The sequence below is a fragment of the Pseudomonas sp. GV047 genome (assembly GCF_003058245.1).
GTDB lineage: Bacteria > Pseudomonadota > Gammaproteobacteria > Pseudomonadales > Pseudomonadaceae > Aquipseudomonas > Aquipseudomonas marginalis.
In genome coordinates this window covers 1-24,547 of sequence record NZ_QCWA01000014.1, presented here as the reverse complement: position 1 = coordinate 24,547, position 24,547 = coordinate 1, and the positions used below count along the sequence as shown (strand labels likewise).

Genomic DNA, 24,547 nt, shown 5'->3' with positions numbered 1-24,547 from the left:
GAGGAGGGCAATCTATGGAAACGTTGTTTGCCAGGAAAACGCCAACCCGCTCACGAGCGGATATCACAGTTATTGTACTGGGACTCGTCGCTACCTTGCTCGCGGTATGGGTTGTATCCAGTCATCAAGGTTCATGGCCAGGATACAACGAGATGGTGACGGCCCTCCCCCAACCCGTAGCGTGGGTGCGGTGGGTAGTGGGGGATATAAGCGAAGTTGCCTTTTACAAGCATGAACTCGCGTCACTGGGCCTATTGAGTGGTGCCTATCTGGCATGGTGGGCAAACAAACGTGGCAAAGCCTGGCAGGGCTTTTCCATTTGCTATGGCACCGGATTGTGGCCTTGGGTGGTGAGCAGTTCGTTGATCGGGCTGTTGCTGAGCAACCTCCTGTGGGGTTGGAGCGTTACCGCCGAAACCTGGCAGCCTACGTTTGCGGCGTTTGTTTCATTGCCAGCAGCGATGGTGCTCATGTTTGGCAGCGGTTGGAAGGTCGCCCTCAATGGTGCAGTGCTGGGAGCTTTACTGGTTACTCCACTGTGCTTGTTGATCGTCAATCTGGTGTGTGTGCCACTGGGTTTACCAGCCGTGGTCGGTAATGTGTTAGGCATGGCTATCGGAAGCGTCATTGCATTTGCACTGTGTCGTCGGGTGCCCTCGCTGGTGCGTTCGGACTCTATCGCTCCAGACCGACCGATACCTGTTACCCCGCCCAGTTACGGAGTGTTCTGGAGCCTGCGCCGAGTGCTGGCGGACTTTTCCGAAGCACCCTTTTTTGGAAATGAGCTGGCCAGTCTCGGACTGTTGGCAGGCGTGTTGCTTGCCTATGCCCTCAACCCCATGAGCCCGGCTTATGGCTCCGGCCTGCTTTTGCACATGGTAGGAGCACAGGCACTGACGTCGGCTTTTGGCGTAGTGATCTGGCGCCATCAATGGATAAAACGGGGTTGGTATCCCACCTATGTACCGTTGGTATCTGTGGTACCGGCAGCAGTGTTGACCCACGGTGGCAGTTGGATGGTGGTGACTTCAAGTGCATTGCTGGGTGCACTGATCGCACCGCCGTTGGCCTGTGCAATTGCGGCGAGACTGCCTGCCCATTTTCATCCGTACATTGGCAATGTAGTTTCAATGGCGTTGAGTACGTTGATGATTGTGCCGATCGTAGGTTGGCTGGCAACTTGAAAGGTGTGGTTAGGCCCCCCCCTAACCACTTTTGAACACAACAATAATCGATCAACCCAATTGCACCCGACGCACCGTCAGTGCCATTCGCCCCACAAAGAAACTCAACGCCGCACGCGACAGCTGCTTGGGCGCCACTTCACGGGTTTTATACTCGGCCTGTTGCTTCAACTCCTCATCCTCGCGCAAAGGCACCAGGCCATCTGGTGCATTCGCACCCCACGCCGCGCAATTACCCTGCACTATCCTGACACCGGGCTGTCGTACTTTCATGCGTCTAAAACCCGGAGAAACCATGACCCAGGATGTCCTCGCCAAAGAAACCAACCGCCGCCAGCTGCAGCAGATTATCTCCGGGCTGTCCGACGGGATCATCCTGGCCGAAGTCGACCAGACCATTCTCTGGGCCAATGAAGCCGCGCTGGCCATGCACGGTGTGGAGGACGTCACGGCACTGGGTGCCAATACCCAGGAATACGCCGAACGCTTCAGCCTGCGCTATCGCAATAATCATCCCTTGCCCTTGGAGAATTACCCCCTCGCCCGCGCGGCGGCAGGCGATGAATTCAGTGACGTGGTAGTGGAGGTCATGCCCACCGCCGATGAAGAAAAAACCTGGGTGCACCGCCTGCGCAGCCTGGTCATCAGCGATTCCCACGGCACGCCTGAATTGCTGGTGCTGATCCTCAGCGACGCCACCGAATGGGCCAGCGCCGAACAGCGCTTCGAGAAAACCTTCAACGCCAACCCGGCGCCGGCGGTGATCTGCCGCCTGAGCGACCTGCGCTATATCAAAGTGAACCAGGGCTTCCTGGAGATGACCGGCTACACCCGTGACCAGGTGATCGGCCGCTCCGTGTATGAACTGGACGTGCTGGAGCATGCCGAACGCAGGGAGCTGGCCATTCAGCGCCTGGGGGAAGGCGCGACCATCCCGCAGATGCAGGCCGAGCTGAAACTGCCTGGAGGCGGCAGCAAACTGGTGATTGTCGCCGGCCAGCCGCTGGACATGAACGAGGAAGACTGCATGCTGTTTTCCTTCACCGACCTGGAGCCACGCCGCAAGGCCGAGATTGCCCTGCGCCAGAGTGAAGAGCGCTTCGCCAAGTCGTTTCGACTGACGCCGGTGCCCACCTTGGTGTGCAGCGCCGCCAACCGCCAGGTGGTGGATGTCAACGAAGCGTTCATGACCATTACCGGGTACACCAGCGAAGAGCTGATCGGTAAATCCATCGAAGACATCAACTTCATCGACAGCCAGGAGGCGGCCGCCCAGTTGTTCGCCACCCTGGAGAAAGCCGGCAACCTCGATGGCCAGGACCTCAAGGTGCGCAAGAAAGGCAACGAGGTCATCGACTGCGTGGTCTCGGCGGACACGGTGATCATTGAGGATGTGCCCTGCTATCTGCTGGTGATGATGAACATCACCGAACGCAAGCGCTCGGAGCTGGAGTTGGTGGCGGCCATCGAGGAAGTGATGCAGGACGCGTCCTGGTTCAGCCAGACCCTGATCGAGAAACTGGCCAATGCCAAGAGCGTCAACAGCCCCAACCTGCCGAACGTGGCCTTCACCGACCTGACCGCCCGCGAGCGCGATGTACTCGGCCTGATCTGCGAGGGCCTGGCCGACAAGGAGATCGCCTCACGCCTGAAATTGGCGCCCAACACGGTGCGTAACCATGTGGCCACGGTGTACTCGAAACTGGGGGTGCATAGCCGTAGTGCAGCGATTGTCTGGGCCCGTGAACGCGGGCTGTTTGCCGGTGAACTGCGGGTTAAGAAAACCCGATAAAAGTGCAAATGCACTAGTGCGGCTAGTGCGAATTCGCCTTATCCCGCGCAGTCCCAATCCCTAACCTTCAAGGTGTGAGTACAGGGCTTTCAACCTGTGCCGTCGTAAAACGACACCTTGAAGGAACCCACATGTTTACGCTCTCTCAACTGCGAAATTGCATCGAAGAAGGCCTCGCGCCGCTGACATGCGAGTTCACCCTGTGCCGGGATGCGTCGCTGACCCTCAAGGTCTACGACGCCGACACCGGCCGGGTGGACCTGGTGGTGACGGGGATCAGCACCAACCGGCTGCAGACCCCGCAAGACGTGGAAAAGATGGTGGAAGAACTGCGCTACGAACTGCAAAGCAACAACATGGGCAAGGTCACGCTGGAAGACGCGCCTTCAACGACGAACCAATGAAATAGAACACCCCGCCCGCGACGATGAACGCCCCCAGCATGTAGAACATGTAGTGGGCCGGCAGGCTGGCCAGCACCAGCCCGCACAACACCGGCCCCAGCGCCGCCCCCAGGTTGGACAGGTTCTGCGCCCCGTAGTACATGCCCCGCAGGTGGTCCGGGGCGATCCGGTCGATAAACATGTATTCGGCCGGAAACACGATGATTTCCCCCACGGTAAATACCGCCATCGCCAGCACCCACCACAGCACGCTGGTGGACAGCGCAAAACCAATCAAGCCCAGCATGAACATGCCCAGGCCGGCGATCAGCCATTGGCTGAGGTAACGGTGGGAAATACGTCGACCAATCACGTACTGCAAGGCGATCACCAGCACGGCGTTGGTGGTGAGCACGGCGCTGATGACGGTGTAGGTGTATTCAGCACTGGTGGTGGTGACCAGGTACTGCGAGAGGTAGGCGGTGAACTGGCCGAACACCACGGCGCTGAGCACACCTCCAAGGGTGAAGCACACCAGGCGATGGTCACGCAGCAGCACGCGGCCGACGGCCAGGAACGGCACCGGCTTTTGCGTCACATCGATGGTCGCCAGGGTGCGATCGCCCCAACGCCAGTACAGCAGGAAAAACCCCGCCCCCAACAGCGCCGACAAGATGAACGGCAGACTGATGTCCAGCTTGGCCACCATCGCCCCAAAGAACGGCCCCGCGGCATAGCCGATATTGGTCAGGGTGTACTTGATGGAAAACACTTCGCTGCGTGCATCTTCCGGCAGCAAGCTGGCAAAACCGGCCTTTACCGCAATATCGATGACCGCGTAGGCCAGGTTGATCAGGATCAGGCAGCTGTAGAACGCCCAGATGTTCTGCGCCAGCACCGTACCGATAAACCCCAGCCCAAACAGCACGCTCAACCCCAGCAACAGCCGATAACTGTTGATGCGGTCGACCAGAAAACCGCCATATACGCTGAGCAGCGAGCCAAGGATCAACGAGCTGCCGATCACCAGCCCAACCTGGGTGATGTCGAGGGCAAATTGGCGGGTGAGGTAGATCACCAGGTAGGGAAAGGTAATCGCTTTGGCAAGCGTCAGCAGCAACGTGGCGGACAACAGCAGGTTCACGGCGCGGGGGTAGTTTCTTATTGTGGCAAGCATCCTGCTCTCTTTCTTTGAAGGTAACACGGTCTTGATGGCCGGTTACCTTACCGCAAGAGCCGAAAAAAAACGCGGGTCATTTCTTGACGGGCGTGATCTCCAGGATGGTGCCGTTGGTGGTTTTGAGCAGCACGAACCTGTCGCCCACACGGGCCCACTGGCTGTCGGCTTCAGGCTGCTTGAGACCGCGTTTCTTCCAGTCGCTGACCGCCGACTCCTTGCGCATCAGGATGTCCGGGGCACGGTCGCCTTCTTTCAAATCACGGGTATTGATGTTCGAAGGCTGCACGGTTTCCTGGGGGGTATCGCCGGCCTGCACGACAAAGCTGGCGGTGGACAGGCTGGCGGCGACCAGGACACAGGCAGCGAGGGTTTTGGACTTCATGGGTGCTCCTTCAATGAATGATGCGTACCCAGGTTCCGACCGCAGGCGCATGAAATCATTCAGCCTGCTGAACCTTGATCCCCTGTGATGAGCATAGGTATCTACACAACTTTTCAGAACCCTGACAAATCTCCCTGTGGTGAGCGGACTTACGCGTGCCCCCATTGCCCTTATGAAATTAATCCTGTAATTTTTCATGAAATTATTAGATATAAATTTCATGAACCAGCAAGAAGAACTCGACGCCCTGGCGATCCTGATCCACGACCTGCGCAAGCACAAGAAACTCACCCTCGCCCAACTCGCACAGAAGATCGAGCGTTCGGTAGGCTTCCTGTCCCAGGTGGAACGAGGTTTGTCGCGTCCGACCGTGGCGGATCTCACCGCCATCAGCCATGCCCTCGACGTGCCCACCACCTATTTCTACAGCCTGTCCAAACCCAAGGCCGTGAGCTGGGTCACCCGCCCCAACGAACGTCGTACGGTGTACTACGCCAACGGCATCACCGACATCCTGGTGTCCCCCAGCATGAATGGCGCCTTCTCGATGCTCGACAGCCTGCTGGCACCCGGCGCCAACAGCGGTGAACAGACCATGAGCGACCGCGCCGAGCAGGCCGGATTTGTACTGGAAGGCGAATTGACGCTGTGGGTAGAGGGCGAGGCCGATTCGGTCACCCTCGGCCCCGGTGACAGCTTCCACCTGGCCAGTTTCGCCCACTGCCGCTACGCCAACCTCACCGACCTGCCCGCCCGCGTGCTGTGGGTTTACAACTAGGAGCAACACCCGTGAAAAGCCAAGCCTCCACGTTACTGGCCGAAGTACGGACCTTTCGCCAGAACCATCCCGACGTGCGCTATGTCGACCTGATCGCCCTGGACATCCCCGGGCATTTCTACGGCAAGCGCTACCCCATCGAGATGCTGGAAAAGGTCGCCGCCGGCAGCCCCTTGAAGCTGCCGCAGAACGCCGTGCTGCTGGGGGTTCAGGGCGGGCTGTTCAAGATCGGCGACTACTGCTTCCACGATGGCGACCCGGACGCCAACCGCCGCCTGGTACCGGGCACGCTCAAGCCGGTGAGCTGGGAGTCGCAGCCGCTGGGACAGATGTTGATCACCTCGGACGGCACCGAGGCGCCGATCGAATTCGAACCTCGCGAAGTCCTGGCCAAGGTGCTGGAGCGCCTGCACCACAAAGGCATTCACCCGGTGGTGGCCTTCGAACTGGAGTTCTACCTGTTCGACAAAAAACTCGACAACGGCCTGCCGCAATTCGCCCGCGACCCGCTCAGCGATGACACCGACGACCAGCCCAACCTGCATATCGAACGGCTGTCGCGCTTCAGCGAGGTGCTGGACGACATGGCGCAGACCGCCAAGGACCAGGGCATCGACATCACAGTGATCACCGCCGAACTCGGCCCCGGCCAGTTCGAGATCAATTTCGGCCACCTCGACGAGGGCCTGCGCGCCGCCGACTGGGCGGCCCTGTTCTGCCGCAGCACCCGCGGCGTGGCGCTCAAGCACGGCTACCGCGCCAGCTTCATGGCCAAGCCTTACCTGCAATTTCCCGGCAGCGGCATGCATGTGCATGTCAGCCTGTATGACGGCGCGGGTAACAACCTGCTCGCGGCGCACCAGCAGCAACCCCTGCGCCACGCCGTGGCCGGTTGCCTGGAATTGCTGCCCCACTGCATGCCGATCTTCTCGCCCAACCACAATGCCTTCCGCCGCCTGGGGGGTACGGTCAACGCGGCCACCCGCGCCTGCTGGGGGTTTGAAGACCGCGATGCGTGCGTGCGCATCCCCGAGTCAGACCCGCGCAACCTGAGGATCGAGCATCGCTTGGCCAGTGCCGACGCCAATCCGTATCTGGTGCTGGCGGCAATCCTGGTCGGCCTTGAACATGGTCTTGAAGCCAGGCAAGAACCTATCGCGCCACTGAACGAGGACCGCAGCAGCGGCACCGATTTCCCTGTGGAAATGCTCGATGCCGTGCGCGCCATGCAGCATCAGCCGGTAGTGCGCGATAAGCTGGGCGCCGAATTTGTCGACGTGTACTGCGAGAACAAACGCCAGGATCACCTGGCCTTTCAACAAGAGATCCATGCGCGGGAATACCGCTGGTTTCTCTAACGACGGAATAACCGATGACCGACCAAAGCGCCCCGGCCCTCAAGGACATCTTCAACCTCGAACGCCTGCAACACATCGCCAGCGAGATGACAGCGGTGTACCCGGCGTTCGACGCCAAGGGGTTTCTCCAGCACGCCAAGGCCGGGCTCGCCGAATTATCGGTAATGCAGCGTGTGGCGCGGGTCAGCGAAAGCCTGCACGCGGTGATCCCGCTGGACTATGCCCAGACCCTCAAGCTGCTCTACGCCCTGGCGCCGCGCCTGAACAGCGGGTTTGTCAGCCTGTGCCTGCCGCACTACGTGGCGAGCTACGGCCTGGCTGACTTCACGCGCTCCATGGCCGCGCTCAAATACTTCACCCCCTTCGGCTCGGCTGAGTTCGCCATAAGACCCTTCTTGCTCCACGACTTCGAACGCACCCTGGCGGTCATGCAAACCTGGTCGCTGGATGAAAACGATCACGTACGCCGCCTCGCCAGCGAAGGCTCGCGTCCGCGCTTGCCGTGGTCGTTTCGCCTGGCCAAGGTGCAGGCCAACCCCGAACTGTGTGCGCCGATCCTCGACAACCTCAAGGCCGACAGCAGCCTCTACGTACGTAAATCCGTGGCCAACCACCTCAACGACATCACCAAGGACCACCCGGATTGGGTGCTCAGCCTGATCGAAGGCTGGAACCTGGATAACCCGCACACCGCCTGGATCGCCCGCCATGCGCTGCGCAGCCTGATCAAGCAGGGCAACACCCGCGCGCTGACGATCATGGGCGCAGGCGCCAAGGCCGAGGTGAAGCTCCATCACCTGAGCGTGACGCCGGCGGTGATCACCCTGGGCGAGCGGATCACCCTGTCATTCAGCCTGGAATCCACCGCCGCCACGGCGCAAAAACTGGTGGTCGACTACGCCATCGATTACGTCAAAAGCGCCGGTCACAGCGCGGCCAAGGTGTTCAAGCTCAAGGCGTTTACGCTGGGCGCGGGTGAACGACAGAACCTCCGCCGCGAGCAGCATATTCGCACGTTGACCACACGCAAGCACTATCCCGGCAGGCATGCGGTGCATGTGCTGGTAAATGGAGAGCGATTGGGCAGTGCCGAATTCGAATTGAGGGATTAACCCGATTCAACCAACACCGCAGATCACTATGGAAGGGTTTCATCCGTTGGATTCGCCCAGCAACAGTGGCTGCTCCCGCGCGCACAATTCCACCACGTAGTCCCACAGCACCCGCAACCGCACCGACTTGTGCAACTCCCGGCGCGAGCTGATCCAGTAGCTGCGCTGGATCCCCTCCCCCGGCAGCAACGGCACCAACTGCGGGTCGCCCGACGCCATAAAGCACGGCAACACCGCAATCCCCAATCCGGAGCGTGCGGCCTGGTGTTGGGCGATGACGCTGGTGCTGTGGAACACCACCTTGGGGTTACGGCAGAAACTGCTGAGGAACTTCAGCTCCTGGCTGAACAGCAGGTCGTCGACATAATCGATCCATGAATGGGCCGCGAGATCTTCGCGTTTTTCTATCGGAGGGGTGCGCGCCAGGTAGGCACGGCTGGCGTAGAGCGCCAGGCGGTAATCGGTGAGTTTGCGCGTGACCAGTTGATCGACGCTGGGGCGTTCGAGGTGGATGCTGATTTCCGCCTCGCGGTTGAGGATGCTGACGAAACGCGGCACGGCAAGCAGTTCCACTTCCAGGCCGGGATAACGTTCGAACAGCCCGCCCATGCGGCCGGCAAGGAACATCACCCCCAACCCTTCGGCCACCCCGAGGCGGATCTTGCCCAGGGGCGCAGCGGCGTGGGTCAATTCGTCCTCGGCCAGCAGCGCGACGTTTTCCATGGCCTCGGCGTGTTTGAGCAGGGCTTCGCCGGCGGGGGTCAGTTCGTAGCCCTGGGCGTGCTGCACGAACAGCGCGGTGCCGAGGCTCTTCTCGATGGCTTCGATATGCCGGGCCACCGTGGCATGCGTGGTTTTCAGGCGCTGCGCGGCGGTGAGCAGGCGGCCGCTGCGCTGCAACTCCAGAAAATACCGCAGGTCATTCCAGTCGAACATGTCGCCTCCATTGCATGGCCTGGACAGCGCTGTTTAAAAACGCACAGCAGCTGGGTAAAAACTAACATTTTTAAGACGAAAACTAACAACTAGGATGGAGCCAATAAGAAAAACAAGCGAGACCTCAGATGCCCATTGCAGCTGCTGAATACGATTATGTGGTAGTAGGCGCCGGCCCCGCAGGCTGCCTGCTCGCCAATCGACTGTCCGCCAACCCCGCCCACCGCGTGCTGCTGCTTGAAGCCGGTGGCCGCGACAACTACCCCTGGATCCATATCCCCGTCGGCTACCTGTTCTGCATCGGCAACCCGCGCACCGACTGGTGCTTCAAGACCGAAGCCCAGGAAGGCCTGCAAGGCCGTGCGCTGAGCTACCCTCGGGGCAAGGTGCTCGGCGGCTGCTCGTCCATCAATGGCATGATCTACATGCGCGGCCAGGCCCAGGACTACGATGGCTGGGCGGCGGCAGGCAACGATGGCTGGGCCTGGAAAGACGTGCTGCCGCTGTTCAAGCAGAGCGAAAACCACTTTGCCGGCAGCTCGGAATTCCACAGCGATGGCGGCGAATGGCGGGTTGAGCAGCAACGGCTGTCCTGGCCGATCCTCGATGCGTTTCGTGAGGCGGCAGCGCAAAGCGGCATCTCCAGTATCAGCGACTTCAATCAAGGCGATAACGAAGGCTGCGGCTACTTCCAGGTCAACCAGAAGGCCGGGGTGCGCTGGAACGCGGCCAAGGCGTTTCTCAAGCCGATTCGCCAGCGTCCCAATCTCACCGTGCTGACCGAGGTCGAGGTAGACCGCGTGGTCCTGGAAAACGGCCGCGCCTCGACCGTGATCGGGCGTCAAAACGGCCAGCCAGTGAGCTGGAAGGCGCGCAAGGAAATCGTACTGTGCGCCGGCTCCGTGGGCTCGCCGGGCATCCTGCAACGCTCGGGCATCGGCCCGTCCAGCGTGCTCAAGCCGTTGGGCATCGATGTGCTGCATGAACTGCCAGGGGTCGGCGGCAACTTGCAGGATCATCTGCAATTGCGGCTGATCTACAAGCTGGAAAACGCCCGCACCCTGAACCAGATCGCCGGTACCGTATGGGGCAAGATGGGCATGGGCCTGCGCTACCTGTACGACCGCAGCGGACCGCTGTCGATGGCGCCCAGCCAGCTCGGCGCGTTTGCCCGCTCGGGCCCGGAACAGACCTCGGCCAACCTTGAATACCATGTACAGCCGCTGTCCCTGGAGCGCTTTGGCGAACCGCTGCATGGGTTCCCGGCGTTTACCGCCTCGGTCTGCGACCTGCGCCCGCAAAGCCGTGGCCGCATCGATATCCGCTCGGCCAACCCGGCGGATGCGCCGCTGATCCGCCCCAACTACCTCAGCCACCCGGAGGACCTGCGGGTGGCCGCCGACGCGATTCGCCTGACCCGACGCATCGTCGCCGCACCGGCCCTGAGCCAGTTCAAGCCGGTGGAATACCTGCCGGGTGATTCGCTGCAAACCGAAGAACAACTGCACGAAGCCGCCGCGCGTATCGGCACGACGATCTTCCATCCGGTCGGCACCTGTCGCATGGGAAGCGATAAAGACGCGGTGGTCGACGCCCAGTTGCGCGTGCATGGCGTGCCCGGCCTGCGTATCGCCGATGCCTCGGTCATGCCGCGCATTACCTCCGGCAATACCTGTTCACCGACGCTGATGATCGCGGAAAAAGCCGCGCAGCTGATCCTTTCGCCGAACACAAGGAGTCTCGCCCCGGAGAAAGAACTGGTTCATGCAATCTGAATAGCGGCGCCAAACCTGGCGCCGACAGTGGAACAACAATAAATAATCACTGTGAGGGCTTCCCGATGTCAGAACATGCTCAAACCCTGGGCTCGGCCACCAACGCGAGCACCGGTAACGAATCAAGAAAAGTCATCTTCGCCTCGTCCCTAGGGACGGTGTTCGAGTGGTATGACTTTTTCCTCTACGGCGCCCTGGCGGCGGTAATCAGCAAGCAGTTCTTTGCCGGGGTCAACGACACCACGGCGTTTATCTTTGCCTTGATGGCCTTCGCGGCCGGCTTTGTGGTGCGCCCGTTCGGCGCGCTGGTGTTCGGCCGCCTGGGCGACATGATCGGGCGCAAGTACACGTTCCTGGTGACCATCATCCTGATGGGCGTGGCGACCTTCTGCGTCGGCCTGCTGCCAACCTACGCCAGCATCGGCATCGCGGCGCCGATCATCCTGATCGTGCTGCGCATGCTGCAAGGCCTGGCATTGGGCGGCGAGTACGGCGGTGCGGCCACCTATGTGGCCGAGCATGCGCCGGCCGGCAAACGCGGCCTCAACACCAGCTGGATTCAATCCACCGCGACCCTCGGTTTGCTGCTGTCGTTGCTGGTGGTGCTGGCATGCCGGTACTTCACCGGCGATCAGTTCGAAGTCTGGGGCTGGCGTATACCGTTCCTGTTCTCCATCGTGCTGCTGGGCATCTCGACGTGGATCCGCATGAGCCTGCATGAATCGCCGGCGTTCCTGAAGATGAAAGAGGAAGGCAAGGCCAGCAAGGCGCCCATCCGTGAATCCTTCGGCAAGTGGGAAAACCTCAAGGTCGTGTTGATCGCCTTGTTCAGCATCAACGGCGGCCAGGCGGTGACCTTCTACGCGGCGCAGTTTTACGTGTTGTTCTTCCTCACGCAGTTCCTGCGGATGGACCCTGCCCTGGCCAACATGCTGCTGATTATCAGCGTGGTGATCGGCGCGCCGTTCTTTATCTTCTTTGGCTGGCTGTCCGACAAGGTGGGTCGCAAGCCGGTGCTGATGCTTGGCTTGCTGCTGGCCACTGCGCTGTACTTCCCGATCTTCAAAGGCCTGGCACACTACACCAACCCGGCGATGGACCAGGCCAGCCGCCAGGCACCGATCACCGTGCTGGCCGACCCGGCCACCTGTACTTTCCAGTTCGATCCGGTAGGCAAGGCAAAATTTGACAGCCCGTGCGACAAGGTCAAGACCTTCCTGGTCAAGCAAGGCCTGCCCTACAGCAGTGCCGCCGCCCCAGCTGGCAGCCCGGTGCAGGTCAGCGTGGGTGAAGTGCGCATCGACGGCTTCGACGAGGCAGCGCTGCGCGGTGCAGTGGCCCTGGCCGGCTACCCGACTTCTGCGGATGTGGCCCAGGTCAACAAGGTCATGGTGGTGGTGCTGATCGTGGTGCTGATCCTGATCGCCGCCATGTGCTACGGCCCGCTGGCGGCGCTGATGGTGGAACTGTTTCCAACGCGTATTCGCTACACCTCGATGTCCCTGCCCTACCACATCGGTAACGGCTGGTTTGGCGGGTTCCTGCCGACCGTGTCGTTTGCGCTGGTGGTGTACACCGGGGATATCTTCTATGGCTTGTGGTACCCGGTGGTGGTGACGGGGGTGAGCCTGATTGTCGGATTGTTTTGCCTTAAAGAAACGCGGCATGTGGATCTCGACAACAATTAAACCGATCGCCTGAACACAGGAGATCCCTTGTGGGAGGGGGCTTGCTCCCGATAGCGGTGGTTCAGTCACAGTTGCGTTGACTGATATGGCGCTATCGGGAGCAAGCCCCCTCCCACATTTATTTCCGCAACGCTTACACGAATTGCTGTACATCCATACAGATAATAGTTGCTCAAATTCCTCTGACTGAGCATCCTGCAAAGCATCAACCCGATCTGATGTGATGACCATGCGGCTGTACCTCTGTGAAAAACCCTCCCAGGCCAAGGACATTGCGGCCGTGCTCGGCGCCGGTCGCCGTGGCGACGGTTGCTGGTTGGGCAATGGGGTCACCGTCACCTGGTGCATCGGCCACCTGCTGGAAACCGCCCCACCCGACGCCTACGACGCCAAATACAAACGCTGGGTGCTGGCCGACCTGCCGATCGTCCCGGAAAAATGGAAGATGCTGGTCAAGCCCAAGACCGCCAGCCAGTTCAAGGCCGTCAAGCGCCTGCTGGGGGAAGCCCAGGAACTGGTGATCGCCACCGACGCCGACCGTGAAGGCGAGATGATCGCCCGCGAACTGGTCGAGCATTGCCGCTATCGCGGGCCGATCCAGCGGCTGTGGCTGTCGGCGCTGGACGATGCCTCCATCCGCAAGGCCCTGGCGGCGCTCAAGCCCGGCGCCGAAACCTTCAGCCTGTACCACTCGGCCCTGGGCCGCTCCCGCGCCGACTGGCTGATCGGCATGAACATGAGTCGCCTGTTTACCCTGCTGGGGCGTCAATCCGGCTATCAGGGCGTGCTGCCGGTGGGCCGGGTGCAAACACCGACCTTGCGCCTGGTGGTGGACCGCGACCGCAGCATCGCCGACTTCGTGCCCGTGGCGTACTGGGCCATTGATGTGGACCTGCGCCACCAATCCATGACGTTTACCGCACAATGGCGCGCGACTGAAGATGCCTGTGACGACCAGGGCCGCTGCCTTGACCCGCAGCTGGCCCGGGACGCTGCCGACGCCATGACCAACGCCGCCGGCGCACGCCTGATCAAGCTGCGCACCGAACGCATGCGCGAGGTGGCCCCCCTGCCCTTCGACCTCGGCACCCTGCAGGAGATCTGCTCGAAGAAACTCGGCCTCGGCGCCCAGGAAACCCTGGATATCGCCCAATCCCTCTACGAAACCCACAAGGTCATCACCTACCCCCGCAGTGACTGTGGTTACCTGCCATTGAGCCAGCACAGCGAGGCGCCGAAGATTCTCGCCGCATTGGGCCGTGGGGATGCGGCAGTCCATGAGCTGATGCCGCATATCGATCCCCAACGCCGCTCACGGGCCTGGAACGATGCCAAGGTCAGCGCGCACCACGGCATCATTCCCACCGGCGCCGGCAAGGACGTCGGCCAACTCAACGGCAAGCACCGTGCGGTCTACACCTTGATTCGCGCGCGTTACCTGGCGCAGTTCCTGCCCAACCATGAATACGATCGCACCCAGGCGGATTTCGACTGTGCGGGCCAGGCGTTGCGTGCGGTGGGCAAAGTGGTGATCGAACCAGGCTGGAAACGTGCCTTGCCCGAAGCCCTGGCTCCGGCGAAGGGCCGTGAAGCACCGGCACCCCAGGCCTTGCCGACACTGGTGCAGGGCCAGGATTACGCGGTGGCCAAGGTCAACCTCAAGGACCTGTGGACCCAACCACCCAAGCCCTTTACCGAAGGTGACCTGATCAAGGCGATGAAAAACGTCGCCAAACTGGTGGAAGACCCGCTGCTCAAGCAAAAGCTCAAGGACACCACCGGCATCGGCACCGAAGCCACCCGCGCCGGGATTATCCAGGGCCTGCTCGACCGCGGTTACCTGGTGAAGAACGGCAAGGCGCTGTCGGCCACCCCGGCAGCCTTCAGCCTGATCGACGCGGTGCCCCGCGCCATTGCCGACCCCGGCACCACCGCGATCTGGGAGCAAGCGCTGGACATGGTGCAAAGCGGTGAGATGAGCCTGGAAGAATTCGTCGCCAAGCAGGCGGCGTGGATGAGCAAGCAAGTGGCCCGTTGCAACGGCATGCGCATGACCATCAGCGGGCCGGCCAGCCCGCCGGGCCGAGGTGCTGCGCCGTGGAAAAAGAAGCGCAAGTCGGCCCCTCGCAAGACCGCCACTGGCCCAGAGCGCGCCAGGAAACCGAAAAAAACCGGGTGAAAGGCGAAAAAAACCGGCGAATGACGTTTTTCGACGGGTTTAACGCCGCATTGGACCTTGCCCCGGCGAGTGCCGTCTAGGATTCTGTAGGGGATAACAACAACACCGGAGTGGCCGCCATGAAAACCGTCGCACAATTGCTCAAAGCCAAGGACCAGAAAAACCAGGACGTCCACACCATCCAATGGGACCACACTGTGTTTGAGGCGCTGGTGCGGATGTCGGAGAAAAACGTCGGCGCCTTGCCGGTGGTCAAGGAAGGCACGGTGGTGGGGATCATCAGCGAACGCGATTACGCACGCAAAATAATGCTCAAGGGCCTATCGTCGGTCACTACAAAGGTCCATGAGGTCATGAGCTCGCCGGTGATCACCGTCGATACCCATAAAAGTGTCGAAGCGTGCATGAACATCATGACCGACAGTCACCTGCGCCACCTGCCGGTGGTCGAAGACGGCAAACTGCTGGGCCTGCTCTCCATCGGTGACCTGGTCAAGGAAGCCATCGCCGAACAGGCAGACCTGATCAAGCAGTTGGAGCAGTACATCCGCGGCGAATAGGGGACCCCATGCTCGACACCCAGGAACATCAACAGGACCACCTCGACACCCTGCACCGCGCCATGGCCGAACGGCGCTTCCTGGTATTGACCGGTGCGGGCATCAGCACGTCGTCGGGAATCCCCGACTACCGCGACAGCGAAGGCGTGCGCCGGGGCAAGGCGCCGATGATGTACCAGGAGTTCCTCGCCACTGCCCAGGCGCGGCGGCGCTATTGGGCACGGGCGATGCTGGGGTGGCCGAGGGTACGTATCGCCCAGCCGAACAACGCTCACCGGGCACTGGCGACCTTGCAACAACGCCAGCACATCAGCGGCCTGATCACGCAAAACGTCGACACCTTGCATGACCAGGCCGGCAGCCATGACGTGATCGAATTGCACGGCAGCCTGCACCGGGTGCTGTGCCTGGATTGCCAGTTGCACAGCACGCGCGACCTGATCCAGCGCCAGATGGAAATCGATAACCCGTACCTGGCGCAAGTCCATGCGGTACAGGCGCCTGATGGTGACACCTTGCTCGACCCCGCGTTTGAAGAGCGCTTCCAGGTCCCCCGCTGCCCCCATTGCCAGGGTGAGCGACTGAAACCGGACGTGGTGTTTTTTGGCGAGAACGTCGCACCGGCGACGGCGGCCAGGGCGATGGCGGCGGTAGCGCATGCCGAGGGGCTGCTGGTGGTAGGTTCATCGCTGATGGCTTACTCCGCATTTCGCCTGTGCAAGGCAATGGTCGAACAGGGCAAGCCGGTGATCGCCATCAACCTGGGCAAGACCCGGGGTGATGAGTTGTTGCAGGTAAAGATCGAAACCTCGTGCGAACAGCTTCTGCCCTTGTTGGCAGACCGCCTGCAGTCAACCCCTCCTCAGCCATAGCGACCGTCCAGCGCAAAAAATGACGCTCGAGTCACGCATTTGCCGTATCTCCCCATAGCCACGACGAATTATGTAGTGATCAAAAATAATCACTACATAAGCGTTGACGTAACCTTTTTGTCCTTGCATGATCTAGACGTCTCCCGGATCGGGAGCGTTGGTAACAAGCGTTTTGAACAAGCTCGTCTGACCGCCGAGCTGTTTTTTCCGGATGTGCACTGCCCACAAGGCAGATTGATGAAGCTGACCGACCCGAAAGGATCGGTACAAGGCGCTCAAATGCGGCTTGTCTTCGTTATGAAACCATTGCGTAGCAGTTCATCAGCAAGACTACATGCATCAGGTTCAAGACCCTGCCCGTATTCGGCAGACCGTCACTGACGCCCGGTTTTCCAAGCCGGAGACAACTAAGCAGTTTTAACGGAATCAACTGATAGATCGCCAACTGGTCAAGGGGCTTACACATGAATCTGAACAACCAACCAACTATCGATGAATTGGCTGAGATGTTCGCAGCGCAGAAAGACACACTCGACGACCATATCCTGTGGATTGGCAAATCGGGCGAAGTGCAAATCGACTGCCTGGCGCCCCACACTGAAGAAGCCGAGTTCGACCGCAATAACCGTGAACTGGCGGCGCGCCTGAAGATGTACCGCCGTGGCCAGGGTTATGTCGGCAAGAAGGCCGCGGCCGATCGCAACTTTATCGAGCAAGTATTCCACACACTTAATACCGAATGGCAGAACCTCAAAGGCCAATCGCAAGTTAAAGTGATTGATAGATACTGCTGATAACAGTGCACCTTTAAATTTAAGCCCGCTGGTCTATTCGAGCGGGCTTTTTAATACCTGTTTTATAACACCGCCGGAAACCTGCCCTTTCCCGCCTCATCCCGAAAAATATCAAACAACACCTGCGCCGCCGCTGACAGTTCATGCCCAGGCTTGGTCAGCACACCAATCGGCCGCTCGATCACCGGATCGGTCAAGGTGATGCAATGCGCCCCCGCCTCCTGCATCTGCTGCGCACACAAGGCCGGTACGGCGCTGACACCCAGGCCGCTGGCGACCATCTTGCCCACGGTTGCCAATTGATGGCTCTCCAAGGCCACCGGCAGCTTCATCTTCAAGGCCCCCAGGTGCTCCTCCAGCATCACCCGCACCGTGGAAGGCCGCTGCAACGTAATGAACGGGTGCTCCAGCAAGGTTTTCCAGTCGACCTCGGCACACTGTGCCAGCAGTGAATCACCGGGCACCACCGCAATGAAGCGGTCCAGGTACAACGGTGTAAAGGCCAGCGACGAGCCTTCCGAGGGTTCAAACGCCACGCCCAGTTCCACATGGCGGTCGCGAACCATCTCCAGCACTTGCTCGTTGATCAAGTCATGCACCGTCACGTTCACCTGGGGGTAACGTGCGCGGAATATCTTCAGGATCGGCGGCAGCAGGTTGCCGGCAAACGACGGCATCGCCGCCACGGTCACCCGCCCGCGTTGCAGGGTGAACAGCTGACGCAGCTCGTCCTCGGCATTGTCCCAATCGGCCATCAGCCGACGGGCCAGGGGCAGCAGGGATTCGCCCTCGGGCGTGAGCGCCACGTTGCGCGTATTGCGGCTGAACAAGCGCCCGCCCAGCCCTTCCTCCAAGCCTTTGATGGTCAGGCTCAACGCCGATTGAGAGAGGTGCAGGCGCTCGCAGGCGGCGGCAAAACTCAGGCTTTGGGCCACGGCCAGAAAGGCACGCATCTGTTTAACGGTCATGGCGCTACTCCGGGCGGCGGGTTGACTATGCTGTTTTCTAAATCAATCAACCTTAAAAAACAACTTAACAAATCAATCCGTCGGCGCAACACTCGATTCATTGGCTGGCCCACAAACAATAAAAGAGGTGCATATGGCAGGTTTCGATAAACGCGTGGCGTCCTACGAGGAAGCACTGGCAGGCCTGGAAGACGGCATGACCGTGCTCTCCGGTGGTTTCGGCCTGTGCGGCATTCCGGAAAACCTCATCAATGAGATCAAGCGCAAAGGCACCCGTGACCTCACCGTGGTTTCCAATAACTGCGGCGTCGACGGCTTTGGCCTGGGTGTGCTGCTGGAAGAAAAGCAGATCAGCAAGGTGATCGCTTCCTACGTCGGTGAAAACGCCCTGTTCGAGAAGCAGTTGCTCAGCGGCGAAATCGAAGTGGTCCTCACCCCCCAAGGCACCCTGGCGGAAAAAATGCGCGCAGGCGGCGCCGGTATCCCCGCCTTCTTCACCGCCACCGGCGTCGGTACTCCGGTGGCCGAAGGCAAGGAAATCCGCGAATTCAACGGTCGCCCGTACCTGATGGAAGAATCCATCACCGGCGACTTCGCCATCGTCAAAGGTTGGAAAGCCGACCACTTCGGCAACGTCATCTATCGCCACACCGCCCAGAACTTCAACCCGCTGGCCGCCACCGCCGGCAGGATCACCGTGGTCGAGGTCGAGGAAATCGTCGAACCGGGCGAGCTGGACCCGGCGCAGATCCACACCCCTGGCATCTACGTCGACCGGATCATCTGCGGCACGTTCGAGAAGCGCATCGAACAGCGCACCGTGCGCAAATAATCCGCCTCCAGCCCGAACAATAAGGACTCATAAAATGGCTCTTACCCGCGAACAAATGGCTCAACGCGTCGCCCGCGAAATGCAGGACGGTTTCTACGTCAACCTGGGCATCGGCATTCCGACCCTGGTGGCCAACTACATCCCCGAAGGCATGGAAGTCATGCTGCAGTCGGAAAACGGCCTGCTCGGCATGGGTCCGTTTCCTACCGAAGACACCATCGATGCCGACATGATCAACGCCGGCAAACAGACTGTGACGGCGCGCATCGGCGCCTCGATCTTCTCCTCCGCCGAATCCTTCGCGATGATTCGCGGCGGCCACGTCGACCTCACCGTGCTCGGCGCCTTTGAAGTGGACGTACACGGCAACATCGCCTCGTGGATGATCCCCGGCAAACTGGTCAAAGGCATGGGCGGCGCCATGGACCTGGTGGCCGGTGCAGAAAACATCATCGTGATCATGACCCACGCCTCCAAGGACGGTGAGTCCAAGTTGCTCAGCCAATGCAGCCTGCCGCTGACCGGCGCCAATTGCATCAAGCGCGTACTGACGGACCTGGCGTACCTGGAAATCGAAAATGGCGCTTTTGTCCTCAAGGAACGCGCACCTGGCGTCAGCGTTGAAGAGATTGTGAGCAAGACCGCCGGTAAACTGATCGTCCCGGACCACGTTCCAGAAATGCACTTCCAGTGAGGACAGATTCCATGCAAGACGTCGTGATTGTTGCTGCCACCCGCACCGCCGTGGGCAGCTTTCAAGGTTCACTGGCCACCATTCCGGCACCGGAGCTGGGCGCCGCCGTGATCCGTCGCCTGCTGGAGCAGACCGGCCTGGACCCGGCCGAAGTGGATGAAGTCATCCTCGGCCAGGTACTCACCGCGGGTTCCGGCCAGAACCCCGCACGCCAGGCCTCGATCCTCGCCGGCCTGCCCCACGCCGTGCCGAGCCTGACCCTGAACAAAGTCTGCGGCTCGGGCCTGAAAGCCCTGCACCTGGGCGCCCAGGCCATCCGTTGCGGTGACGCCGAGGTCATCATCGCCGGCGGCATGGAGAACATGAGCCTGGCACCCTACGTACTGCCTGCTGCGCGCACGGGCTTGCGCATGGGCCACGCCAAGATGATCGACAGCATGATCACCGACGGCCTGTGGGATGCGTTCAACGACTATCACATGGGCATCACCGCCGAGAACCTCGTGGACAAATACGGTATCAGCCGTGAAGCCCAGGATGCTTTCGCCGCCGCCTCCCAGCAGAAAGCCACCGCCGCCATCGAGGCCGGGCGTTTTATCGATGAGATCACGCCGATCCTGATTCCCCAGCGCAAGGGCGACCCGATTGCCTTCGCCGTCGATGAGCAACCTCGCGCCGGCACCACCGCCGAATCCCTGGCCAAGCTCAAGCCGGCGTTCAAGAAAGACGGCAGCGTCACCGCCGGTAATGCTTCCAGCCTGAATGACGGCGCCGCTGCGGTGCTGCTGATGAGTGCCGACAAGGCCAAGGCCCTCGGCTTGCCGGTATTGGCCCGTATCGCCAGCTACGCCAACGCGGGCGTCGACCCAGCGATCATGGGCATCGGCCCGGTCTCGGCCACCCGCCGTTGCCTGGATAAAGCCGGTTGGAGCCTGGGCGACCTGGACCTGATCGAAGCCAACGAAGCCTTTGCCGCGCAATCCCTGGCGGTAGGCAAAGAGCTGAAGTGGGATGCGGACAAGGTCAATGTCAACGGCGGCGCCATCGCCATCGGCCACCCCATCGGCGCGTCAGGCTGCCGCGTGCTGGTCACCCTGCTGCATGAAATGATCAGGCGCGATGCCAGGAAAGGCCTGGCGACCCTGTGCATCGGTGGCGGCCAAGGCGTAGCCCTGGCCCTCGAGCGCAGCTGATAAACGAGCAACACGGAAAAGGCCCGGCTCCACGAAAAGCCAGGCCTTTTCTTTATGCGGTTTCCCTGAACAAACACAGTCCAAATGTGTGGGGGCTTGCCCCCGATGAGCATAGGTATCTACACAACTTTGTCTAAACGCTGCCTCCCCCGGCAGAAAGCGCTGTTGTGGCGAGCGGGCTTGTCCCGCGTTGGGCTGCGAAGCAGCCCCAAAACCAGCCTCTACAGAGTGTCTGATACACCGCGTTCTTCTTTAGGCGCACGGTAATCCACTCCGCGACCACCATCAGCCTTGCAAATCCTGCACGATACTTTGCGTTAATTCGCCGGACCCGCTTTAATCGCCGCCAATGTCCCCCGCACACCTCAAGGAACTGCAATGCGCCATCCGGACGGCACCCCTCAATCGCTTCGCGCGCCCCTGTTGATCCTGCTGGCCGGCCTGGCCCTGGTCGGCTGTTCACCCAAGGACCACTCCCGCGCCACGGTGATCAATGGCGAACAAGGCCGGGCCGGTGCGCAACTGGCCTATGAGCACGAACTGACCCTGGCCCTGCCCGGCGCCCTGCTCGCGCCGCGCATGCAGGCCACCCGCGAGGCCTGTGAGTCGGCGCGGTTTGGCGCGTGCAATATCCTTGGCATCACCGAAGACAGCAACGGCGGCGAGATCATCCTGCGGATCGCGCCCACCGGGGTCGAACCGATGGTCGCCATGGCCGCTGAAGGCGGCAAACTCGGCCAGCGCATCACCACCGCCGAAGACCTGGCCGACGCGGTCGCCGATGTACGTCGCCGCCAGGATCGCCTGCAAGCCCAGCAACAGCGCCTCGATGAACTGGCCAAGCGCAAGGACATCAGCGTCAGCGACCTGATTGCCTTGAGCAAGGAGCAGGCAGGCATTGAAAACGAACTGCAGGAACTCGCCCAGGTCGCCGCCGGCCAGCAGCGTCGCCTGGATACCAACCGCGTCACCCTCAACTTCCGCTCTGCCGACGGCGCCAACCAACCGTCACGCTTCAGCCGGATGTTCAGCAACCTGGGGACCAACCTGGTGGACGGCACCGCAGACGCCCTGGAACGCGCCAGCTATGTGCTGCCGTTCGTGATCCTGGCGTTTCCGGTGGTGTGGTTGTGGGTGTGGCTGTGGCGCACATTTGTCCGGCGCCGCAGTTGATCAGCGCTTCATGCAGCGCTGGTACCGCTCATCCACGCGCTTGGCAAACCACGCCGTGGTCAGGTTGCGGGTGATCTTCGGGCTTTTGAGCACGATGCCCGGCAGGATCGCACGGGGCATCGGCTTGCCGGCAGCCTGGTCGGCCAGGGCAAACACGCGTTTGTAGAGGGTGGTGTCTTCAAAATCCAGCTGTTCGCCCTGTTCCAGCTGGCTGCGAATACTGGGATTGCGCATGTCCAGCTTCGCGCCCAATGAGCGCACCGCCAGTTCGGTGGTGCCGGGCAGCAATGAGCCGTAGCGAATCAAATCCCCGTCCAGCGCCAACTCAGTGCCCGACGCGCGGCTGACCGCCGCCTGGAACGCCGCATTACGGCTGGCGTACCACCCCGCATTGAAGTCGGCAAAGCGATACAACGGCTGGTCATAGCTCACCGGATAGCCGAGCAAATGGGCGATACCGAAGTACATGCCGCCGCGCCGGGTGAAGACTTCCCGACGAATCGTGCCATCCACCGTGTAGGGATAACCCCGCGCCTGTTTCTGGGCGAAGTCGATACTGACCTGCATGGGACCGGCGGTGTGCACCGGATTGAAACCGCCAAACAGGGTGTTGCCCAGGGGCACCACGCTGATGAAGTCATCGAAGATGCCACTCAGGTCCTTCTCCGTGCGCGCGGCACTCAAACGGTCGGCATAGGACTTGCCGGTGGGCGAGCGCAGCTGCAGGGCGCTGCGCACCACAAAAGCGGGCACATGCACCTTGGCGGCACGGCGCAGGATTTCATCCTGGGCGATCTTGCCCATGTTGGGCACGGGCGGGTCGACCTGATAGGTGGATTCCTGCTCGGTCACCGCCAATACGGCACAAATATTCTCGGTACTGGGGTAGATCTTTTGAGTGTCAAAGGCGGTGTAGATGTCCTGGGCCCAGCCGTTGCGGTCTGGAACCTTCGCCGGGAGCAAACGCACGATCTCGGCCTTCACCTCGGCTTCGCTGCGCGCTGGTTGCTGCGGACCGCGTGACGTGGAACAGCCGGCCAGCACCACCAATGAGGTGAGGCAGAGGATCAGGCAGCGTGGGGACATGGGGCTTCCTTGAGGACGATGGGCCAGGCGTTGCGGATATGGACCGGTAAGTCTAACGCGGGTTCGCCAACTCACCTTCTCGCCAGCCAGGGTTGAACCTGGCGTTCGCGCAGCGCTGAAGGCTTTTTGATACGTCGCCAAAAAAGGGACGATAGCCGCTGAAAGCTCCCACGTAACGGCAAGATAAGCTCTACAGCCCCTGCCTGAAAACCGCTGCAAAGTCCCTCGCCTGAATACACAGTGCGAGGGATTGCAGATGGTTGTTTTCGTTAAAGCCCTGGTTGAAGGGGCGGCCTCTTGAACCCGGCCATTGGCTGGCTGGCCCTGACCCCGATGGATGTGAAGACGGTCGACGTTGAAAGCGTCTTCCGTGACTTTCGCGAATGCCTGAATACGTTCGATGACTGGGCGCAAAGTTTCTGGCGCTTCTCGGCGCTGGAGGTCGAGCAGGTCTTCAAGGTCGGCGATGAGGTGGCGCTGGTTGCGCCGATCAATCGCTCAATCATTCCCAGCAGCACCGTCGCCACGTGCCCGGCCAATGGCACCCTGACGCTGGTGCATATGTTCCAAAGCACGCGCTTCGTGCCCATCGGCGACACGCCGGTGATGCTGCAGCGCGTCGATCCCAATGGCGGCCCGTTGGGCGAGCCGATCCACAAGACCATCGGCCCCAGCGGCCTTCTCGAAATCACCGAGTGTGATCGCAACCAGCCGTACCGAATCAGTTTCTACCCCAACGTTTCCAGGGATCACGTCAAGGCGCTGTATGGGTCTTATCAGTCGGTGATCGCGGGGTTGGAGGCGCGCCTGCGTGAAGAGTGGGCCCGCACTTTCCAGGATGAGTGGAAAGACTATGCCGAAGCCAAGCCCCTCGATCGGCGCCGAATGCTGGAAGCAGCGTTTTTCAGCGGCCTTGGAAAAGCCCTCTTCAATGTGTGGGACAACGTTACGCAGTTGTCTGACCTGCTGGCGGACCTCAAGCCCAACAGCGAAAAGCTGTTGGCCTACCTCTCCCAGGCCGAACTCGATGAACTGCTGAAGCTCGGCAACGACACGATTGCCAACGGTTTGCTGGTGCTCAGCGATGAGCCGCTGTTGTTTATCTACCTGTCGGCGATGGTCAGTTGGATGCGCCTGCTGCCACCGCCGCAGATGAATGAACTGTGGGGTGAGATCACTGGCGAGGTCCTGATCAATCTGCTGTTGATTCGTGTATTGGGTGCGATGGGGGTGGTGGCGCGGCTGGGGGCTCAAGTGCTGAGCGCTATCAAATCCAAGCGCGCGCGGGAGTTGTTGGAGTTGCTGGCCAGGCAGCTTGTAGAGCCGGGGTTGGCGCCGCATGTCGAAGCGGTGAAACCTTTGCTGCTCGGTGGCCCGGCGACGTCGATCAAGACCGTACCGATTGCGCCGTTGAAGGCGGGGGAGCATGTGGTTTCGAACCCGGTGTCGGCGGCTCGCAGGAAAACTCAGCAGACGGTGTTGGTCCGCCAGGAGCCTGTCGATGATGTGCCGGTTTCAGGGAAAAACCCGAATGGGGATGCGGCGGCCCCTTCGGATAAGACCGTCACCAACGGCTGCCCCGTGTCGATGGTTACCGGGGAGGAATTGCTCACCCTCACCGACGGCAC

General features: G+C 61.0%; 22 protein-coding genes and 1 pseudogene. 17 read left to right on the top strand and 6 right to left on the bottom strand.

The window, feature by feature from the left end:
• Positions 1 to 14: 14 nt before the first annotated feature.
• On the top strand, positions 15 to 1,184 hold the full coding sequence (locus C8K58_RS27135; protein ID WP_169899763.1) for a hypothetical protein: 1,170 nt from the start codon (positions 15 to 17) through the stop codon (positions 1,182 to 1,184).
• 51 nt (positions 1,185 to 1,235) lie between these two features.
• Here C8K58_RS27135 and C8K58_RS27130 read toward each other — a convergent pair whose 3' ends face one another.
• Positions 1,236 to 1,457 (bottom strand): hypothetical protein, encoded by a 222-nt coding sequence (locus C8K58_RS27130; protein ID WP_133822152.1) that lies wholly within the window; start codon positions 1,455 to 1,457, stop codon positions 1,236 to 1,238.
• Positions 1,458 to 1,479: 22 nt separating this feature from the next.
• Here C8K58_RS27130 and C8K58_RS27125 point away from each other — a divergent pair, with 22 nt between their 5' ends.
• Both C8K58_RS27125 and C8K58_RS27120 read left to right on the top strand, forming a co-directional pair.
• Positions 1,480 to 2,976 (top strand): PAS domain S-box protein, encoded by a 1,497-nt coding sequence (locus C8K58_RS27125; RefSeq protein WP_108574646.1) that lies wholly within the window; start codon positions 1,480 to 1,482, stop codon positions 2,974 to 2,976.
• 131 nt (positions 2,977 to 3,107) lie between these two features.
• Complete coding sequence (locus C8K58_RS27120; protein WP_027603187.1) at positions 3,108 to 3,380, top strand: DUF1652 domain-containing protein; 273 nt, start codon at positions 3,108 to 3,110, stop codon at positions 3,378 to 3,380.
• Here the strand turns inward: C8K58_RS27120 and C8K58_RS27115 are convergent.
• Both C8K58_RS27115 and C8K58_RS27110 read right to left on the bottom strand, forming a co-directional pair.
• Positions 3,343 to 4,536, bottom strand: coding sequence for an MFS transporter (locus C8K58_RS27115; RefSeq protein ID WP_027603186.1), 1,194 nt, complete (start codon positions 4,534 to 4,536; stop codon positions 3,343 to 3,345). The genes C8K58_RS27120 and C8K58_RS27115 overlap by 38 nt on opposite strands.
• Positions 4,537 to 4,612: 76 nt before the next feature.
• On the bottom strand, positions 4,613 to 4,921 hold the full coding sequence (locus tag C8K58_RS27110) for an RcnB family protein (RefSeq protein ID WP_027603185.1): 309 nt from the start codon (positions 4,919 to 4,921) through the stop codon (positions 4,613 to 4,615).
• A gap of 220 nt (positions 4,922 to 5,141) precedes the next feature.
• On the opposite strand from C8K58_RS27110, the gene C8K58_RS27105 reads away from it, so the two are divergent.
• From C8K58_RS27105 to C8K58_RS27095, 3 genes are read left to right on the top strand one after another with little or no spacing between them, the layout of a single operon-like run.
• Complete coding sequence (locus tag C8K58_RS27105; protein ID WP_065905559.1) at positions 5,142 to 5,699, top strand: helix-turn-helix domain-containing protein; 558 nt, start codon at positions 5,142 to 5,144, stop codon at positions 5,697 to 5,699.
• Positions 5,700 to 5,710: 11 nt separating this feature from the next.
• Positions 5,711 to 7,057 carry a glutamine synthetase family protein gene (locus tag C8K58_RS27100; protein WP_108574645.1) on the top strand — a complete coding sequence of 449 codons (1,347 nt, stop codon included), beginning with the start codon at positions 5,711 to 5,713 and terminating at the stop codon, positions 7,055 to 7,057.
• 14 nt (positions 7,058 to 7,071) lie between these two features.
• Positions 7,072 to 8,169: a DNA alkylation repair protein gene (locus C8K58_RS27095; protein WP_098479926.1), complete on the top strand. Its 1,098-nt coding sequence runs from the start codon at positions 7,072 to 7,074 to the stop codon at positions 8,167 to 8,169.
• 39 nt (positions 8,170 to 8,208) lie between these two features.
• Here C8K58_RS27095 and C8K58_RS27090 read toward each other — a convergent pair whose 3' ends face one another.
• On the bottom strand, positions 8,209 to 9,105 hold the full coding sequence (locus C8K58_RS27090; protein WP_027603181.1) for a LysR family transcriptional regulator: 897 nt from the start codon (positions 9,103 to 9,105) through the stop codon (positions 8,209 to 8,211).
• Positions 9,106 to 9,233: 128 nt separating this feature from the next.
• Between C8K58_RS27090 and C8K58_RS27085 the strand changes: the two genes are divergently transcribed.
• The 6 genes from C8K58_RS27085 (at position 9,234) to C8K58_RS27060 (ending at position 16,973) form a co-directional block, all read left to right on the top strand.
• Entirely contained in the window at positions 9,234 to 10,880 is a 1,647-nt protein-coding gene (locus C8K58_RS27085; protein ID WP_098479928.1) for a GMC family oxidoreductase, read from the top strand.
• A gap of 65 nt (positions 10,881 to 10,945) precedes the next feature.
• Positions 10,946 to 12,568 (top strand): MFS transporter, encoded by a 1,623-nt coding sequence (locus C8K58_RS27080; RefSeq protein WP_027603179.1) that lies wholly within the window; start codon positions 10,946 to 10,948, stop codon positions 12,566 to 12,568.
• Between the two features lie 229 nt (positions 12,569 to 12,797).
• On the top strand, positions 12,798 to 14,747 hold the full coding sequence (locus C8K58_RS27075) for a DNA topoisomerase III (RefSeq protein ID WP_108574712.1): 1,950 nt from the start codon (positions 12,798 to 12,800) through the stop codon (positions 14,745 to 14,747).
• A gap of 119 nt (positions 14,748 to 14,866) precedes the next feature.
• Positions 14,867 to 15,307, top strand: a complete 441-nt coding sequence (locus tag C8K58_RS27070) for a CBS domain-containing protein (protein WP_027603177.1) — start codon at positions 14,867 to 14,869, stop codon at positions 15,305 to 15,307.
• An 8-nt stretch (positions 15,308 to 15,315) separates the two neighbouring features.
• On the top strand, positions 15,316 to 16,179 hold the full coding sequence (locus C8K58_RS27065; protein WP_098479929.1) for an NAD-dependent protein deacetylase: 864 nt from the start codon (positions 15,316 to 15,318) through the stop codon (positions 16,177 to 16,179).
• Positions 16,180 to 16,643: 464 nt separating this feature from the next.
• On the top strand, positions 16,644 to 16,973 hold the full coding sequence (locus C8K58_RS27060) for a hypothetical protein (RefSeq protein WP_025854475.1): 330 nt from the start codon (positions 16,644 to 16,646) through the stop codon (positions 16,971 to 16,973).
• Between the two features lie 62 nt (positions 16,974 to 17,035).
• On the opposite strand, the gene C8K58_RS27055 is transcribed toward C8K58_RS27060, so the two are convergent.
• The gene (locus C8K58_RS27055; protein WP_027603175.1) at positions 17,036 to 17,941 is read right to left on the bottom strand and encodes a LysR family transcriptional regulator; all 906 of its coding nucleotides are present in this window, start codon (positions 17,939 to 17,941) and stop codon (positions 17,036 to 17,038) included.
• 133 nt (positions 17,942 to 18,074) lie between these two features.
• Here C8K58_RS27055 and C8K58_RS27050 point away from each other — a divergent pair, with 133 nt between their 5' ends.
• The 4 genes from C8K58_RS27050 (at position 18,075) to C8K58_RS27035 (ending at position 21,833) form a co-directional block, all read left to right on the top strand.
• Positions 18,075 to 18,773, top strand: coding sequence for a CoA transferase subunit A (locus C8K58_RS27050; RefSeq protein WP_098479930.1), 699 nt, complete (start codon positions 18,075 to 18,077; stop codon positions 18,771 to 18,773).
• A gap of 34 nt (positions 18,774 to 18,807) precedes the next feature.
• Positions 18,808 to 19,467 (top strand): CoA transferase subunit B, encoded by a 660-nt coding sequence (locus C8K58_RS27045; protein ID WP_027603173.1) that lies wholly within the window; start codon positions 18,808 to 18,810, stop codon positions 19,465 to 19,467.
• A gap of 11 nt (positions 19,468 to 19,478) precedes the next feature.
• Positions 19,479 to 20,660, top strand: coding sequence for an acetyl-CoA C-acetyltransferase (locus C8K58_RS27040; RefSeq protein ID WP_108574644.1), 1,182 nt, complete (start codon positions 19,479 to 19,481; stop codon positions 20,658 to 20,660).
• Positions 20,661 to 21,038: 378 nt separating this feature from the next.
• Positions 21,039 to 21,833, top strand: coding sequence for a DUF4349 domain-containing protein (locus C8K58_RS27035; RefSeq protein ID WP_108574643.1), 795 nt, complete (start codon positions 21,039 to 21,041; stop codon positions 21,831 to 21,833).
• Here C8K58_RS27035 and C8K58_RS27030 read toward each other — a convergent pair whose 3' ends face one another.
• Complete coding sequence (locus C8K58_RS27030) at positions 21,834 to 22,919, bottom strand: DUF1615 domain-containing protein (protein ID WP_027603170.1); 1,086 nt, start codon at positions 22,917 to 22,919, stop codon at positions 21,834 to 21,836. It lies immediately after the preceding gene.
• A gap of 333 nt (positions 22,920 to 23,252) precedes the next feature.
• On the opposite strand from C8K58_RS27030, the pseudogene C8K58_RS27025 reads away from it, so the two are divergent.
• Positions 23,253 to 24,547, top strand: a pseudogene (locus C8K58_RS27025) (type IV secretion protein Rhs); the annotation flags it as partial.